The 13,056-nt window shown below is 66.4% G+C and carries 11 protein-coding genes and 1 pseudogene; 8 read left to right on the plus strand and 4 right to left on the minus strand.

Features of this window, described 5'->3' with window-relative positions:
* The first annotated feature begins 61 nt into the window (after positions 1-61).
* From acsB to QMC96_07365, 7 genes are read left to right on the plus strand one after another with little or no spacing between them, the layout of a single operon-like run.
* Positions 62-2,098, plus strand: coding sequence for an acetyl-CoA decarbonylase/synthase complex subunit alpha/beta (gene acsB, locus QMC96_07335; GenBank protein MDI6876567.1), 2,037 nt, complete (start codon positions 62-64; stop codon positions 2,096-2,098).
* Between the two features lie 8 nt (positions 2,099-2,106).
* Positions 2,107-3,069 carry an acetyl-CoA decarbonylase/synthase complex subunit delta gene (locus QMC96_07340; protein ID MDI6876568.1) on the plus strand — a complete coding sequence of 321 codons (963 nt, stop codon included), beginning with the start codon at positions 2,107-2,109 and terminating at the stop codon, positions 3,067-3,069.
* Positions 3,060-4,388, plus strand: coding sequence for an acetyl-CoA decarbonylase/synthase complex subunit gamma (gene acsC / locus QMC96_07345; GenBank protein ID MDI6876569.1), 1,329 nt, complete (start codon positions 3,060-3,062; stop codon positions 4,386-4,388). The genes QMC96_07340 and acsC overlap by 10 nt, the downstream gene beginning before the upstream one ends.
* Positions 4,389-6,308 (plus strand): ASKHA domain-containing protein, encoded by a 1,920-nt coding sequence (locus tag QMC96_07350; protein MDI6876570.1) that lies wholly within the window; start codon positions 4,389-4,391, stop codon positions 6,306-6,308. It abuts the gene before it with no gap.
* Positions 6,301-7,335 (plus strand): hypothetical protein, encoded by a 1,035-nt coding sequence (locus QMC96_07355; protein ID MDI6876571.1) that lies wholly within the window; start codon positions 6,301-6,303, stop codon positions 7,333-7,335. Before QMC96_07350 ends, QMC96_07355 begins: the two co-directional genes overlap by 8 nt.
* Positions 7,332-8,102 (plus strand): AAA family ATPase, encoded by a 771-nt coding sequence (locus tag QMC96_07360; GenBank protein MDI6876572.1) that lies wholly within the window; start codon positions 7,332-7,334, stop codon positions 8,100-8,102. Before QMC96_07355 ends, QMC96_07360 begins: the two co-directional genes overlap by 4 nt.
* A gap of 31 nt (positions 8,103-8,133) precedes the next feature.
* The gene (locus tag QMC96_07365; GenBank protein MDI6876573.1) at positions 8,134-8,751 is read left to right on the plus strand and encodes a DUF5698 domain-containing protein; all 618 of its coding nucleotides are present in this window, start codon (positions 8,134-8,136) and stop codon (positions 8,749-8,751) included.
* 3 nt (positions 8,752-8,754) lie between these two features.
* Here QMC96_07365 and QMC96_07370 read toward each other — a convergent pair whose 3' ends face one another.
* The 4 genes from QMC96_07370 to QMC96_07385 all read right to left on the minus strand — a co-directional run bounded on the left by QMC96_07370 (position 8,755) and on the right by QMC96_07385 (position 11,816).
* Positions 8,755-8,916 carry a hypothetical protein gene (locus QMC96_07370; protein MDI6876574.1) on the minus strand — a complete coding sequence of 54 codons (162 nt, stop codon included), beginning with the start codon at positions 8,914-8,916 and terminating at the stop codon, positions 8,755-8,757.
* 38 nt (positions 8,917-8,954) lie between these two features.
* On the minus strand, positions 8,955-10,184 hold the full coding sequence (gene mmp10 / locus QMC96_07375) for a methyl coenzyme M reductase-arginine methyltransferase Mmp10 (protein MDI6876575.1): 1,230 nt from the start codon (positions 10,182-10,184) through the stop codon (positions 8,955-8,957).
* 97 nt (positions 10,185-10,281) lie between these two features.
* Positions 10,282-11,256: a histone deacetylase gene (locus QMC96_07380; GenBank protein ID MDI6876576.1), complete on the minus strand. Its 975-nt coding sequence runs from the start codon at positions 11,254-11,256 to the stop codon at positions 10,282-10,284.
* Between the two features lie 77 nt (positions 11,257-11,333).
* On the minus strand, positions 11,334-11,816 hold the full coding sequence (locus QMC96_07385; GenBank protein ID MDI6876577.1) for a YkgJ family cysteine cluster protein: 483 nt from the start codon (positions 11,814-11,816) through the stop codon (positions 11,334-11,336).
* Between the two features lie 599 nt (positions 11,817-12,415).
* On the opposite strand from QMC96_07385, the pseudogene QMC96_07390 reads away from it, so the two are divergent.
* Positions 12,416-12,934: pseudogene (locus QMC96_07390) on the plus strand (peptidase U32 family protein).
* Positions 12,935-13,056: the final 122 nt, after the last annotated feature.

Genomic DNA, 13,056 nt, shown 5'->3' on the forward strand with positions numbered 1-13,056 from the left:
ACTGATGGTGTTTTAGAGCACGTGTATATATATGGAAGGTTTCCTGACTGGTAAGGAGTAAATGACGATGCCAGGACTCGACCAATCCATTGAGAGAGGGAATACAAGCCTCGGTGCGCGCATGGAGTCCGTCCGGGGGCGGCTCGGCTACGAAGGCACAGCGTACCATCTTCCCATCGCGTATGCCATCACGGGGATGGAGGTAAAAGACGCTGAGGCGGCACGGGAGGCGTACCGGCGCTCGAACAACAACCCCCTCGTGGCGGCGGAGGCGCTGGTCGCCCGGGATACGGCGGCGCAGGGCGGTCTGCCGGAGCCCTACACCGGTTTTGTTCCGGATACGGCCATCCGCAAACTCGGCTACACCCTGGTGGACGGGAGCATCCTGGGGCTGGCCCTGCTCGTGGGCAGACCCGCACGGGTGGACGCGGCGGCCGCCATGTGCCGGGAGCTCCAGGAGAAGTTCATGCTCACATTCCTCGCCGGCGATATCGTCGCCGGGCTGCAGGCGGCTGGAGTCCGAGTCGGCCTCGACTACCGCCTGGTGCCCCTCGGCCCGACGCCCCTGCACGGAGTGCACTTTGCAGACATTCTCGCCCGTGTGGCGATGATGTTCGGCGGAGTTCCGCCCGGGGATGCCGGAAGACTGGTCGGCTACGCGCAGGAGCGGGCCCGCGCCATCGCGATCGCCTTCTCAGGTCTCTCGGACGAGGATATCGCATTCATCGATGCGCTCCGCATCCTGGGGATCCCCATCCTCTCGGTGGACGACTACAGCGGCGGAGCCTGGATACGGAGTGGCGCCGAGGAGGCGGTCCAGCACGGTATGGAGCTGCGGGGGATCAAGGTGAAGGTGACCGCCATCCCGATCCCCATGGCCTGCTCCCCCGCGTTCGAGGGAAAAAGCATCCGCAAGGAGGAGATGTACGTGGAGTTCGGCGGGGGGAGATCGCCGGCGTTCGAGCTCCTGCGGATGCGGCCTGTCGAGGAGATCACGGATGGCCAGGTGACCGTCATCGGCCCGGATATCGACCAGATGCAGGCGGGGTCCGCCGTCCCCCTGGGCATCATCGTCAATGTGGGCGGCGAGCGGATGCGCAGGGAGTTCGAGCCGGTCCTGGAGCGGCGCATCCACAACTTCGTCAACTACGGCGAGGGGACCTGGCACGTCGCCCAGCGGAACCTCATCTGGGTGCGGATCTCGAAAGACGTTGTTAAAGGCGGGCTCCGCATGGAGCACCTGGGGAGGCTGATCGGCGCGAAGTTCAAGATGGACTTCCCCGATCTGCTGGATCGGGTGGAGGTGACCATCATCACCGACCGCGAGAAGGTGCTCGCGGCGATGCAGGAGGCGGAGACGATCTACGATGCGCGGGACGCCCGCATCCGCGGGATGACGGACGAGGACGTGGACACCTACTACTCCTGCACCCTCTGCCAGACCTTTGCGCCGAACCACGTCTGCATCATCACGCCGGAGCGCTCCGCCCTCTGCGGGGCAATCACCTGGCTGGACGGTCGCACCGCCTACGAGATCTCACCCTCCGGCGCGAACCAGCCGGTGGAGAAGGGGGAGGCGATCGACGCCCTGCGGGGCGAGTACGAGGGAATCAACCGCTTCGTCCGGAAGGCTTCCCACGGGGAGGTCGAGCGCTGCTCCCTCTACAGCCTCATGGAGTCCCCGATGACCTGTTGCGGCTGCTTCGAGTGCATCGCCGTGGTGCTGCCCGAGGTGAACGGGATCATGGTGGTGAACCGGGAGTACACGGGAGAGACACCCTCCGGGATGACGTTCTCCACGCTCGCGGGGACCATCGGCGGCGGCGCCCAGACGCCGGGGTTTGCCGGCATCTCGAAGGCGTTCATCCTGAGCGACCGCTTCTTCCAGGCCGAAGAGGGTACAAAGCGGCTCGTCTGGATGCCCTCCCAGCTCAAAGCGGAGCTCGCGGACCGCCTGAAGAAGCGCCTGGAAGAGATCGGTCTGCCCGATCTCTTCGACAGGATCGCGGACGAGACGGTGGCAACCACAATAGAGGAGCTGACGGCGTTCCTTGAGAAGGTGGATCATCCCGCCCTCTCCATGGAGCCGCTGCTGTGAGGATGCCTATGGAGTCTGCACAGAAGGAAGAGTGGAGTGGCAGCATCGATCGGGTGATCCTGGGGGCGACGAGGGCGGAAGGGGGAACCCGAACGCGATCGTACGCGATCGGCGGGGAGAGCGGTCTCGCCTTCCTCTCGGAGCCGCCCGCGGGGAATCCCCTGCCGCTGATCGCGCTCGAGATCTGCGACGATATCGACCTCTGGCCCGCTATCGTAACCGACTACGTGGGCGATACCGCCCGGGATCCGCCCGCCTGGGCCGCCGCCGCGGAGAAAGAGTACGGCGCCGATCTCGTGCGGCTCTACCTGACCAGCACGCGGCGGCGGGGGTTCGGGGACTTCGCCTCCCTCCGCCGCACGGTGGAGGCGGTGCTCTCGGCGACGGGGCTTCCCCTGATCATCGAGGGGAGCGACGAGCCCTCCATCGACAGCGAGGTCTTCCGCACCTGCGCCGAGGCGGGGGAGGGCGAGAGGCTTCTTTTGGGCACCGCGGAGGCGGACCGCTACCGCAGTGTCGCCGCGGCGGCGCTCGCCTACAACCATGCCCTCATCGCCCAGTCTCCGATCGACATCAACCTGGCGAAGCAGCTGAACATCCTGCTGCGGGAGATCGGGGTGCCCCACGACCGCATCGTGATCGATCCGTATACGGGGGCGCTCGGCTACGGCTTCGAGTACTCCTACTCGGTCATGGAGCGGATCCGCCATGCCGCCCTGAAGGGTGACGCTGATCTCGCGATGCCGATGATCAGCAGCGCGATCGACTCGATGAACGTGAAGGAGGTGCGGGAAGCGGCCGACAGGATGGAGATGGCCGTGAACTGGGAGTTCTACACCTGCTTCTCCGCCGCCGTCGCCGGTGCGGACATCGTCTGCGTCCGCCATCCGGCGACGATTCCACGTCTGAAAGAGAGTTTTGCCGCTCTGCGGGGAGCGTCGGTGCCGAAGGAGGGGGAGCCATGGCCTTGAAAGCGCTCGACATCTACAAGATGCTCCCGAAGAAGAACTGCAAGGAGTGCGGATATCCCACCTGCATGGCCTTCGCCATGAAGATCGCCTCCGGTAAGGTCGGGATCGAGGACTGTCCATACATTGACGAGGAGACGAAGAGGAGCCTGGGAGCGGTCACACGCCCGCCCATCCAGCGGGTGAAGATCGGCGTAGGGGAGCGCTCGATCGTTCTCGGGGAGGAGACGGTAATGTACCGCCACGAGAAGACCTTCTACCATCCCCCCGCTCTGATGTTCCGCATCTCCGATCTCTGGCCCCGCGATCGGATCCGCTCGGTCCTGGAGCGGGTGGAGAAGGAGATCTACACGCGGATCGGACAGGATCTCTCCATCAACGGCGTGGCTATCGCCAACGACAGCCTCTCCCCCGAGCGGTTCGGGGAGACCCTTGCGACCGTCGAAGATCTGGCCAGCCTGCCCGAGGTGCTGATGGCCGACGACCCCGCGGCCCAGGAGCGGGGCCTGGAGCACTGCGGGGCTTACCGCCCGCTCCTCCACGGCGCGACGGCCGGCACCTACGAGGAGATGTGCCGCCTCGCGATGAAGTTCGGCTGCCCGCTCTCGGTGCGGGGGGCGACGCTCGAAGAGCTCGCCAATCTTACGCAGAAGTGCGGCGCCCTCGGCGTTGAGAAGCTCGTCCTGGACCCCGCGCCGGCCACGCTCCAGGACTACCTGCGGGATGCGACCGCCATCCGCAGGAGCGCCCTCGCGCGGACGGCGCCGGCGCTCGGCTACCCCATCTTCCTGGACGCCTCCGCAACGGGGATCCAGGACGCGGCGATCGCGCTCGGGATCCTCAAGTACGCCTCCGTGATCGTCACCGACCCGCTGGACGCCGCATCCCGCCTGCCGGCGCTCATCCTCCGCCAGAACATCTACACCGACCCCCAGAAGCCCATCCAGGTCGCCCCGGGCCTCTACCGGGTGAACAACCCCGACGAGAACGCCCCCGTGCTGCTCACGGTGAACTTCTCGCTCACCTACTTCACGGTGCTCGGCTACCTGGAGAGCGGACGGATCGCCTGCCACCTCCTGGTGGTGGACACCGAGGGGATGTCTGTCCTGACCGCCGTCGCCGCCGGGAAACTGAACGAGACGGTGGTCGCCGGGGCGCTGCAGAAGTTCGGTGTCGGGGATGTGGTGAAGCACCGCACCCTGGTGATACCGGGATACGCCGCACCGCTCTCCGGGCGGATTGAGGATGCCAGCGGATGGAAGGTCGTCGTGGGCCCCAGGGACGCGGCGGAGATCGCGGAGTTCCTGGAGACGGGGGTGTAGATGCCGACGGTCACCTTCCTCCCCAGCTACCGCAAGGTCAGCGTCGAGCGGGGCGCAACCATCCTGGACGCCGCCCAGCAGGCCGGACTCAACATGAACGTGGTCTGCGGCGGCAAGGGGAAGTGCGGTAAGTGCATCGTCTACGTGAAAGACGGTTACTTCGCATTAGACAGGGAGAAGTACGCCATCTTCTTCACCCCCGAGGAGGTGGAGCGGGGGGCGTGCCTGGCGTGCCAGGCGGAGGTCTCGACGGACATGCTGGTGCTGGTGCCGGACACATCCCTTATCCAGGAGCAGAAGATCCTGGTGGAGAGCCTCTGCCTCCGCACCGGTTTCTGCCCGTCCGTGCGAAAGTACTGCCTGGAGCTCACCCCGCCCACGCTCGAGGATCCCTCGCCGGACCTGACGCGCCTGCTCTGGGGGATCGAACGGCAGGGGGGGCCGAAGGCGACGAAGATCTTCGCCCCCCTGGACATGCTCCGCAGCATGTCGCAGCTGCTGCGGAGCAGCGACTGGAAGGTGACGGCGACGGTGGCGATCGTCCCCGGCGGCTACCGCCTGATCAACCTGGAGAGCGGCAGGACGACAGAGCGCCTCTACGGGGCGGCGGTGGACCTCGGCACCACCACGATCGCCGCCACGATCCGCAGCCTCATCGACGGCTCCGTCGCCGGCACCGGCTCGACCTACAACCGCCAGATCGGCTGCGGGGAGGATATCCTCTCGCGGGTCAACTACGCGCAGAAGAGCGGGCTCTCCCGCCTGCAGCAGCTGGCGGCGGAGAGCATCAACATCGCCATCCGCAGCGCGGCGGACAGCGCCGGCATCGACATGGAGGACATCTATGAGGTGGAGATCGCCGGGAACACCGTGATGACCCACCTCCTGCTCTCCATCGACCCCTCCTACATGATCGCCGAGCCTTACGTGCCGGTGGTCAGGCGATCGATCTACGCCGCCGCCGGGCGGCTGGGGATCGCTGTCCACCCCGCCGCCGGCGTCTATACCTTCCCCGCCGTCTCCAACTTCATCGGCGGGGACATCATCGCCGATATCCTCACCTGCGGCATGGGCGAGAGCGAGGACGTCTCTCTCCTGATCGACATCGGCACCAACTTCGAGGTCGTCCTCGGGAACAGCGACTGGATGCTCTCCGCCGCCGGCGCCGCGGGGCCGGCTCTCGAGGGCGGGGAGGTGCTCTTCGGGATGCGGGCAAACCCGGGGGCGATCGAGCGGATCGAGGTCGACCGGGAGACGCTCGACGTCACCTACGCGACCATCAACGGCGCCAAACCCCGGGGCCTCTGCGGCTCGGCCCTGATCGACCTTCCCGCCGAACTCCTCCGCGCCTGCGTCATCGACCGCACCGGCCTGATCGACACCCGGATCGACCACCCGCGGGTGAGGAAGGGGCCGTACTACCCCGAGTTCGTGGTGGCGTTCAAGGAGGAGACCGATGCGGGAAAGGACATCGTCGTCACGGAGAACGATATCAAGAACCTGATCATGAGCAAAGCGGCGGTGCTCGCCGCCTGTCTGACTCTGATCGAGGGGGCGGGCATCACGCTGGCGGATATCCAGCACCTCTACCTCTCGGGGGCGTTCGGCAACTACATCAACAAGCAGAACGCCGTCACGATCGGGCTGATACCGGAGATCCCGCTCGATCGGATCCAGAACATCGGCAACGGAGCACTGGAGGGCGCGAACATCGCCCTGATCAACCGGGACCGCCGCCTGGTGCTGGACGAGATCGCGTTCAAGATCGCCTACATCGAGCTGAACGCCGATCCCTCGTTCATGGACCGCTACACCAGCAGCTGCTTCCTGCCCCACACCGACCTCGCCCTCTTCCCCGGTGTGCAGGCGATGCTCGAGGCGTGCCGCCTGCGACGGGAGGTGGTGCGACCCCATGGCTGAGAACATATCCCCGCCGAACTCGCTCGCGAGCGGCGTCGGGGCGCTCCCCCACCGTGACCCACCCGCTGCCTGCGACGCCGTGCTCGCCGCATTCCCCCGCTTCCCCTACGCCCCGACGCTTCCCGGCCGCGGGCTGCTGGAGGGGATCGTCTTCTCAGAATCCGCCCAGCTCCCCGGTCGGATTCTCCGAGAGGGGCGGCTCTACGTGGACACCCGCCTCGACCACTCCGCTGCGATGGAGCAGGTCTACCAGGACTTTGTGGAGGGGGACTACCGCAACTACCCGGCCACCCCGGAGTACAATTCGGGGTTCCACGCGATGCTGGAGCGGGACCTGAAGGACGCACAGATCCTGAAGTGCCAGGCAACCGGGGCGGTCACCTTCGGGATGCAGGTGACGGACTGCGCCAAACGCCCGCTCTTCTACGACTCCCTCTGGGCCGATATGCTCGGGAAGCTGATCGCGCTGCGGGCCCGCTGGTACGAGGCGGCGATGCGGGAGCGGACAAGCGTCCCCGAGACCCTGGTCGTGCTGAACGAGCCCTACCTGGCGGCTCTCGGCTCCTCCGTGGTGCCCATCGACGCCGATGCGGTGGCGGCGGTGTTCCAGGATGCCGCCTCCCTCCTGAAGGGGGGGCTCGGGGTGCACTGCTGCTCCAACACCGACTGGGGGTTTTTGATCTCCCTGAGGCCGGCACTGATCTCGTTCGACGCCTACACCACGGCGCGGGAGTTCCTGCTCTACGCCGACGAGATCGCCGGGTTTCTGGAGGGGGGCGGGGCGATCGCCTGGGGGATCGTGCCCGCGGAATACCAGGTGTTCCGCCAGGAGACCGAGGCGTCGCTCTACGAGAGATTCCAGGCGATCCGACAACAGGTCTGCGAGTACGTGGACGACGAACTCTTCTTCTCCCAGTCCCTGATCACGCCGACCTGCGGGATCCGCTTTGCCGACGAGGAGGGTGCGGAAGCCATCATGCAGATGACGGCGGGGCTCTCGCGCCGGGTGCGGGGGGAGTCGGCATGACCCCCCGCCCCTGCCGCATCGCCGTCTCCGGGAAGGGCGGGACGGGGAAGACCACGATCGCCTCGCTCATCATCGCATCGTTGAAAGACGCCTGCCAGACGCCCATCCTCGCCGTGGATGCCGATCCCAACGCCAACCTCAACGAAGCGCTGGGTCTGACCGTCCGCGAGACGCTCGGGAGCATGCGGGAGGACGCCTTCACAAAGAGCATCCCCCCCGGCATGTCGCGGACCGATTACGTCCGCTACCGCTTCCGCCAGGTGCTCGTCGAGTCCGGGGGCGTCGACCTCCTGGCGATGGGCAGGCCGGAGGGGAGCGGCTGCTACTGCTTCGCGAACAACCTCCTCCGGGAGTCCATGCAGACGCTGGAGAAGGAGTACCGTTTCGTCGTCGTCGATACCGAAGCCGGCATGGAGCATTTCAGCCGGGGCACGGTGGGCCGGCCCGACGTCCTGTTGATCGTGAGCGATCCCGGGGTCCGGGGGCTGCGGACGGCGGACCGGATCCGCGAGATCGCCGCCTCCCTGGGGTTCGCGGAGAGCCGGATGTTCCTGGTCTTCAACCGCTATCGGGAGGATGCCGCAGCCGTACCCTCCGTCCGCCTGCGGCCGATCGCCTGGATTCCGGAGGATCCCGCGGTGCTGGAGGCCGATCTCCATGGCATGCCGATCGCCGACATTCCGGCGACGAGCCCCGCCCGGGCTGCGGCGCGGATCTTGACCGACACCCTTCTTGAGATCTGCGGTGACCTGACCCCCCGCGAGTGACGGATTAAAAGACGATGGTTCATACGTGCGGATGCCAGAGTCAGGTACAGCATCCGGCGGGATGCACTGGCGGTGCACGGTGGACCTGTTTGTCTACGACTGGATTCTGCTCCCCGGGCTGATCCTGGCAGCCCGGATCGTCGAGACCTGCCTGAAGACGGTGCGGCAGGTCTACGTGGCGCGCGGGTTCAAGCGGCTCGCCGCCGGGATCGGAACGGGGGAGATTGCGGTCTGGCTGCTCTCGACCGGGCTCGTCATCACGCACCTCACCAATATCCCGGGCATCGCCGCCTACATCGCGGGCTATGCCATCGGGACCATGCTCGGGATCGACCTGGAGAACTACCTCCGGGTCGGGAACGCGGTCGTGCGGATCATCACGCGGAACAGACCCGAGCCGATGATGCTGGAGCTCCGCGAGAGGGGGTTCGGGATCACCCGCCTCGAGGGGAGCGGCAGTTTCGGTTCGCCGGTCTCCGTCCTGCTCGTGCTCGTGCCGCGGAGCGAACTATCGGAACTGGTCGCCATCCTGAACCGCAACTACCCGGACGCCATCTTCACCGTCGAGGATATCCGCACCGTAAAAGAGGATGCCCGCCTGTTCCATCGCGACCAGCACCCGGGCCTGCTCCGCTGGCTCCAGAGATGAGGCCTATGCCGCCTCTGCCTCCCGCAGCGGAATCCCGCACACCGGGCATCGCATGGCGCTGCAGGGGACGTTCTTTCCCTTCTCCACGATCCTCTCGCACTGCGGGCACTGGCAGAGAATCCTGCGGGCCGGCCGTCCCACGCGGCGCCGTTTCCTGGTGACCATGAGAGGAGTATGCTGCCCGCCGTTAAAAAGGCTCGCGGTCAGGATACGCCGTACTGGTTGATGGTGCGGATCAGCGCGGCGAATCCTTCCATCTCCAGCTCCAGCACCTGCAGTCGCGTCATCCCCATGCTCCGCTCCCCGTCCGCGGTGAGGGTCTCGGGCCCCCGCACCACGGTCCGCTGCACGCCGTCCGCGGAGAGAATCTCCTCCGCCTCGCGGATGTGGACGAACGCACGCCCGGGGAGGATGACCGTCTCTTCCAGATCCGTCAGATCGATCTCCTTCAAATCGTCCCGCGTGATGAGGCAGGCGATCTCCTTTCTTACGGGCAGGACCCGCCCGGAGAAGCCGCGGGCATCGAGCACCTGCCGCACGCAGGGGGCGGAGATGCTGCCAGTCACGACGGTCGCCCTTCCTGCCGCCCGTGGCAGCAGAGCCAGGAGATCCGCCTCCTGCAGGATGGCGAAGGGAGAGCCGATCTCGGGATCCCAGAGCGGGGTTCCGCTGATCTTCATCGTGAACCGCCCCGCGAGATCGGTGACGAGGGAGCGGAACTCCTCCACCGTATGCGTCCGCTGACCCGGGATCAGCGGGGCGTTCCCCAGGATCAGCCCCTGCTCCGCGGCGTTGGCGAACCGCATCAGGATCAGCCCCTTCGCGCCCCTCTCCTCCAGCCAGGCGCAGGTCCTCTCCAGATCTTCGCCGTCGTTCACGCCCGGAATCACGACCGCCGCCGCGTAGACCTCGATCTCCCCCATGAGGTCCTCCAGGACGGCGAGCGAGACCTCCGGCGTGGGATCGTGCATGTACGTCCGCCGGAGGTCGGGATCGGCCGAGAACACCGTGAACGAGACCTCCGACAGTCCGTTGTCGACGAGGAACCGCGCGACGTTCGGATCGTCGAATCCCTTGCCGCTGGTATAGCCGATGTGGAGGGGGGCTTCCATGCTCCCCAGGAGCTCCACGAGGTCCCGGAACCGGGGGTAGCAGCTGGGATCGCCTCCACCGCTGATGGTGATGCGGGCGAGGTCTCCGTCCAGCCTCTGGAGCTGCACCAGCACCGCATCGGCGATCTCCCGCAGTTCCTTGAACCCGCTGTACTGCTCCTTCACGCTGCGGGTGCAGTAGTCGCAGCCCACACGGTAGGGGGGACAGTACCGGCAGCCGAACGGCGGCATGTCCTTCGCGTGCTTGAAGTAGCAGTACTCGCAGAAACCTCGGCAGTCCCGCCCCGGTCTCCCCCCGATATCCACGTTCAGTTCCGGCACAACAGAACGTTGGATCCGCTCCCTGATGAGCCTTTTCTCCTCCCGTTCCGTGCACGGGGCTGCCCGATGTTTGCGGTGTCCTCCTGCTGCCGCTCCGTCAGTGCGTGCGGCGGATCCGCCTGACCATATCCCGCGTGCTCTCCCTGCAGGGCCGATCCTCCTCCGGTTGTTCGACCTTTCCCGCTAGTCCGCGGAAGATCTGGGAGATCGCCTCCCCGTGGGAGGGGCCGTAGCCCCCCTCCAGCACCAGGGCGAGCGGGAGCGATGCTGCGTCCCGCAGGAGACGGGTGAGGTGCGCCAGATCCCGCGGGCGGACCTGCATGCCGCCCAGGGGATCGTCGTGGAGGATGTCCTGCCCGGCCGAGACGATGAGGAGATCGGGACGGAAGCGTTCGATCGCCGGCGCGAAGATCTCCGCGAAGACGAGCGCGTAGTCCGCTCCGCCGGCGTCGGCGGAGAGGGGCACGTTGATGGTAAAACCCGTCCCATCGCCATAGCCCCGCTCTTCCGCCTGCCCTGTGAGGGGGAACGCGTTCCACTGGTGGACGGAGCAGTAGAGCACCCGGTTCGAGCCATAGAACGCCTGCTGGGTGCCGTTGCCGTGGTGGATGTCCCAGTCGACGATCGCCACACGGTCAACGGATGTGAGGGCAGCAGCGGCTGCAATCGCCACGTTGTTCAGCAGGCAGAAGCCCATCGCGCGCTCCTTCTCTGCGTGGTGCCCCGGCGGGCGGACCAGCGCAAAACAGCTCTCACCGTCCATCGCCCGCTCCGTCGCCCCCATCGCCGAACCCGCGGCATACAGCGCCACCTCGCAGGAGTGGGGGGTGATGTAGGTGTCGGGATCCAGAAAGCTTACCCGCGCTGTGTCAGCGCAGCGCTGCTCCAGCCAGTCGAGGTAGCGGGGCGAATGCACGCGCTCCAGATCGGCGCGGCTCGCCTGCACGGGTTCGTAGACCGTTATCCCCCGAGGGAGACCGGAGAGCGCCCTACGCAGCCGCTCGTTACTCTCGGGGTGCCCCCGGAGGTCGTGCCGCGTGAAGAGATCCCCGCTGATGGCAGAGCATTTCATACAGGTCCCGCGATCCAACCATCGCCCATGGGGCGTATAAAGGTTGTCCCGCCGCGAGGCGGGAACGACTCATCCGCCTACTGCCGCACCCGGTATCCAGCCGCTTCCAGAACGGACGCAACCCGCTCCCGCCAGACGGCGTCGTCCTCCTCCCGGATGCCTCCCACGCACGCTTCCCACACCGAAGAGAAGATCGGGTCCTCGGAGCAGAGGTGCCCCCGACCCATGACGCGCCCGACCCGTCTCCCCTGCGGATCCAGGATCAGCAGGGTCCAGCATCCGAACTCGCGGCAGATTTCGGGGCGCGTGCGGTGGACGGTGCAGCATGCCTTCCCGTCGCGGGGATCGCGCCGCAGGAACGGGCAGGCATCGGGCCAGTCCGCGAAGATGCTCCTGTCGGCGTAGAGATCGGTCTTATCGGAATCGATGCGGACCAACTGCTCCTCACCGGTGTACTGGTTCCGCAGGAGAAAGCCGCCGTCGCTGCGCTCCTCTTTGATCGCATGCATCCGTCCCATGATGCTGCAGCACTCCCCGCACTGACTGCACTCGAAGCCCAAGCCGTTCCCTGGATATCTCTTGGAAGTTCCCCACCATGAATACCGCTCTTATCCGGCGGTGTCGCGACCTGTGCTGGTGCATCCCCATGATGGCAGTTTGTGCCATCCTTCCCCCCGCGGGCGGAGTGTCCGCCTCTTTGGTCCCGGGGGGCATGGCTCGTTGCCTTGAACCGCCCCTGGAGGCTATCGTTCCAGCAGGGGTGGGGGCCCCTCTCCCCCTCTTGATCCCTCCCCCATAAATGCGATAGGTCAGCATGGGTGAACTGAAGATCGAGCGGTGTTTACAGTCGAGCCCATCGCTCTCACATGTGTCCCGTTATGCTATGGCGCTATGAGGAGACATACCGTATCGCATGCGGGTATGAAGGGTATCCCTTGCTGCGATCGATCCGTGCAGAGGAGAGCAGAAGATCAATTCGGATACCTCCCGGATTGGGGCCATCGGACAGTGACATTATTAGCCGCAGACCCGCAGATACATTAAGACAGGACGCTGCATCGGGCTGGTTCACCAGCCCTCCGGGCACCGTTCAGGGGGGGGATGCACTATAAACGCCCGCGGGATATCGGAGGATACGGCCGTGCGTGAGACAGACGGCATGAGCGGAAGCGGCAGCCCGGCGGCACCGCCCATCCCCGAGCTCCTCGCTCCCGCGGGATCTCCCGAGGCGCTGCGGGCGGCTGTCGCCGCCGGAGCGGATGCGGTCTACCTGGGCGGCAGGATCTTCTCAGCCCGCCAGTTCGCAGCCAACTTCAGCGACGTGGAGCTCGCCGAGGCGGTCCGGTACGCCCACGCCCACGGTGTGCGGGTTTACGCCGCCGTGAACACGCTCATCCTGGACGAGGAGCTCGGCGAAGCGCTCCGCTACCTCCTCCGCCTCTACGGATGGGGCGTGGATGCGGTGCTCGTCCAGGATCTCGGGCTCGCCGCGCTGGCGCGGACGGTCATTCCCCGCCTCCCCCTGCACGCCTCCACCCAGATGACCATCCACAACCGCGAAGGTGCGGAGTGGGCGGCCCGCATGGGATTCGCCCGAACGGTCCTGGCGCGGGAGCTGCCCGCCGACGAGATCCGTGGGATCGCCCGCGCGATCCCGGCGGAGAGGATGGGGCTGGAGGTCTTCATCCACGGCGCCCTCTGCTACTGCTACTCCGGGCAGTGCCTCCTCTCTTCGGTCATCGGTGGGAGGAGCGGGAACCGCGGCATGTGCGCCCAGCCCTGCCGGAAGCCCTACACCCT

It is taken from the genome of Methanomicrobiales archaeon, assembly GCA_030019205.1.
GTDB lineage: Archaea > Halobacteriota > Methanomicrobia > Methanomicrobiales > JACTUA01 > JASEFH01.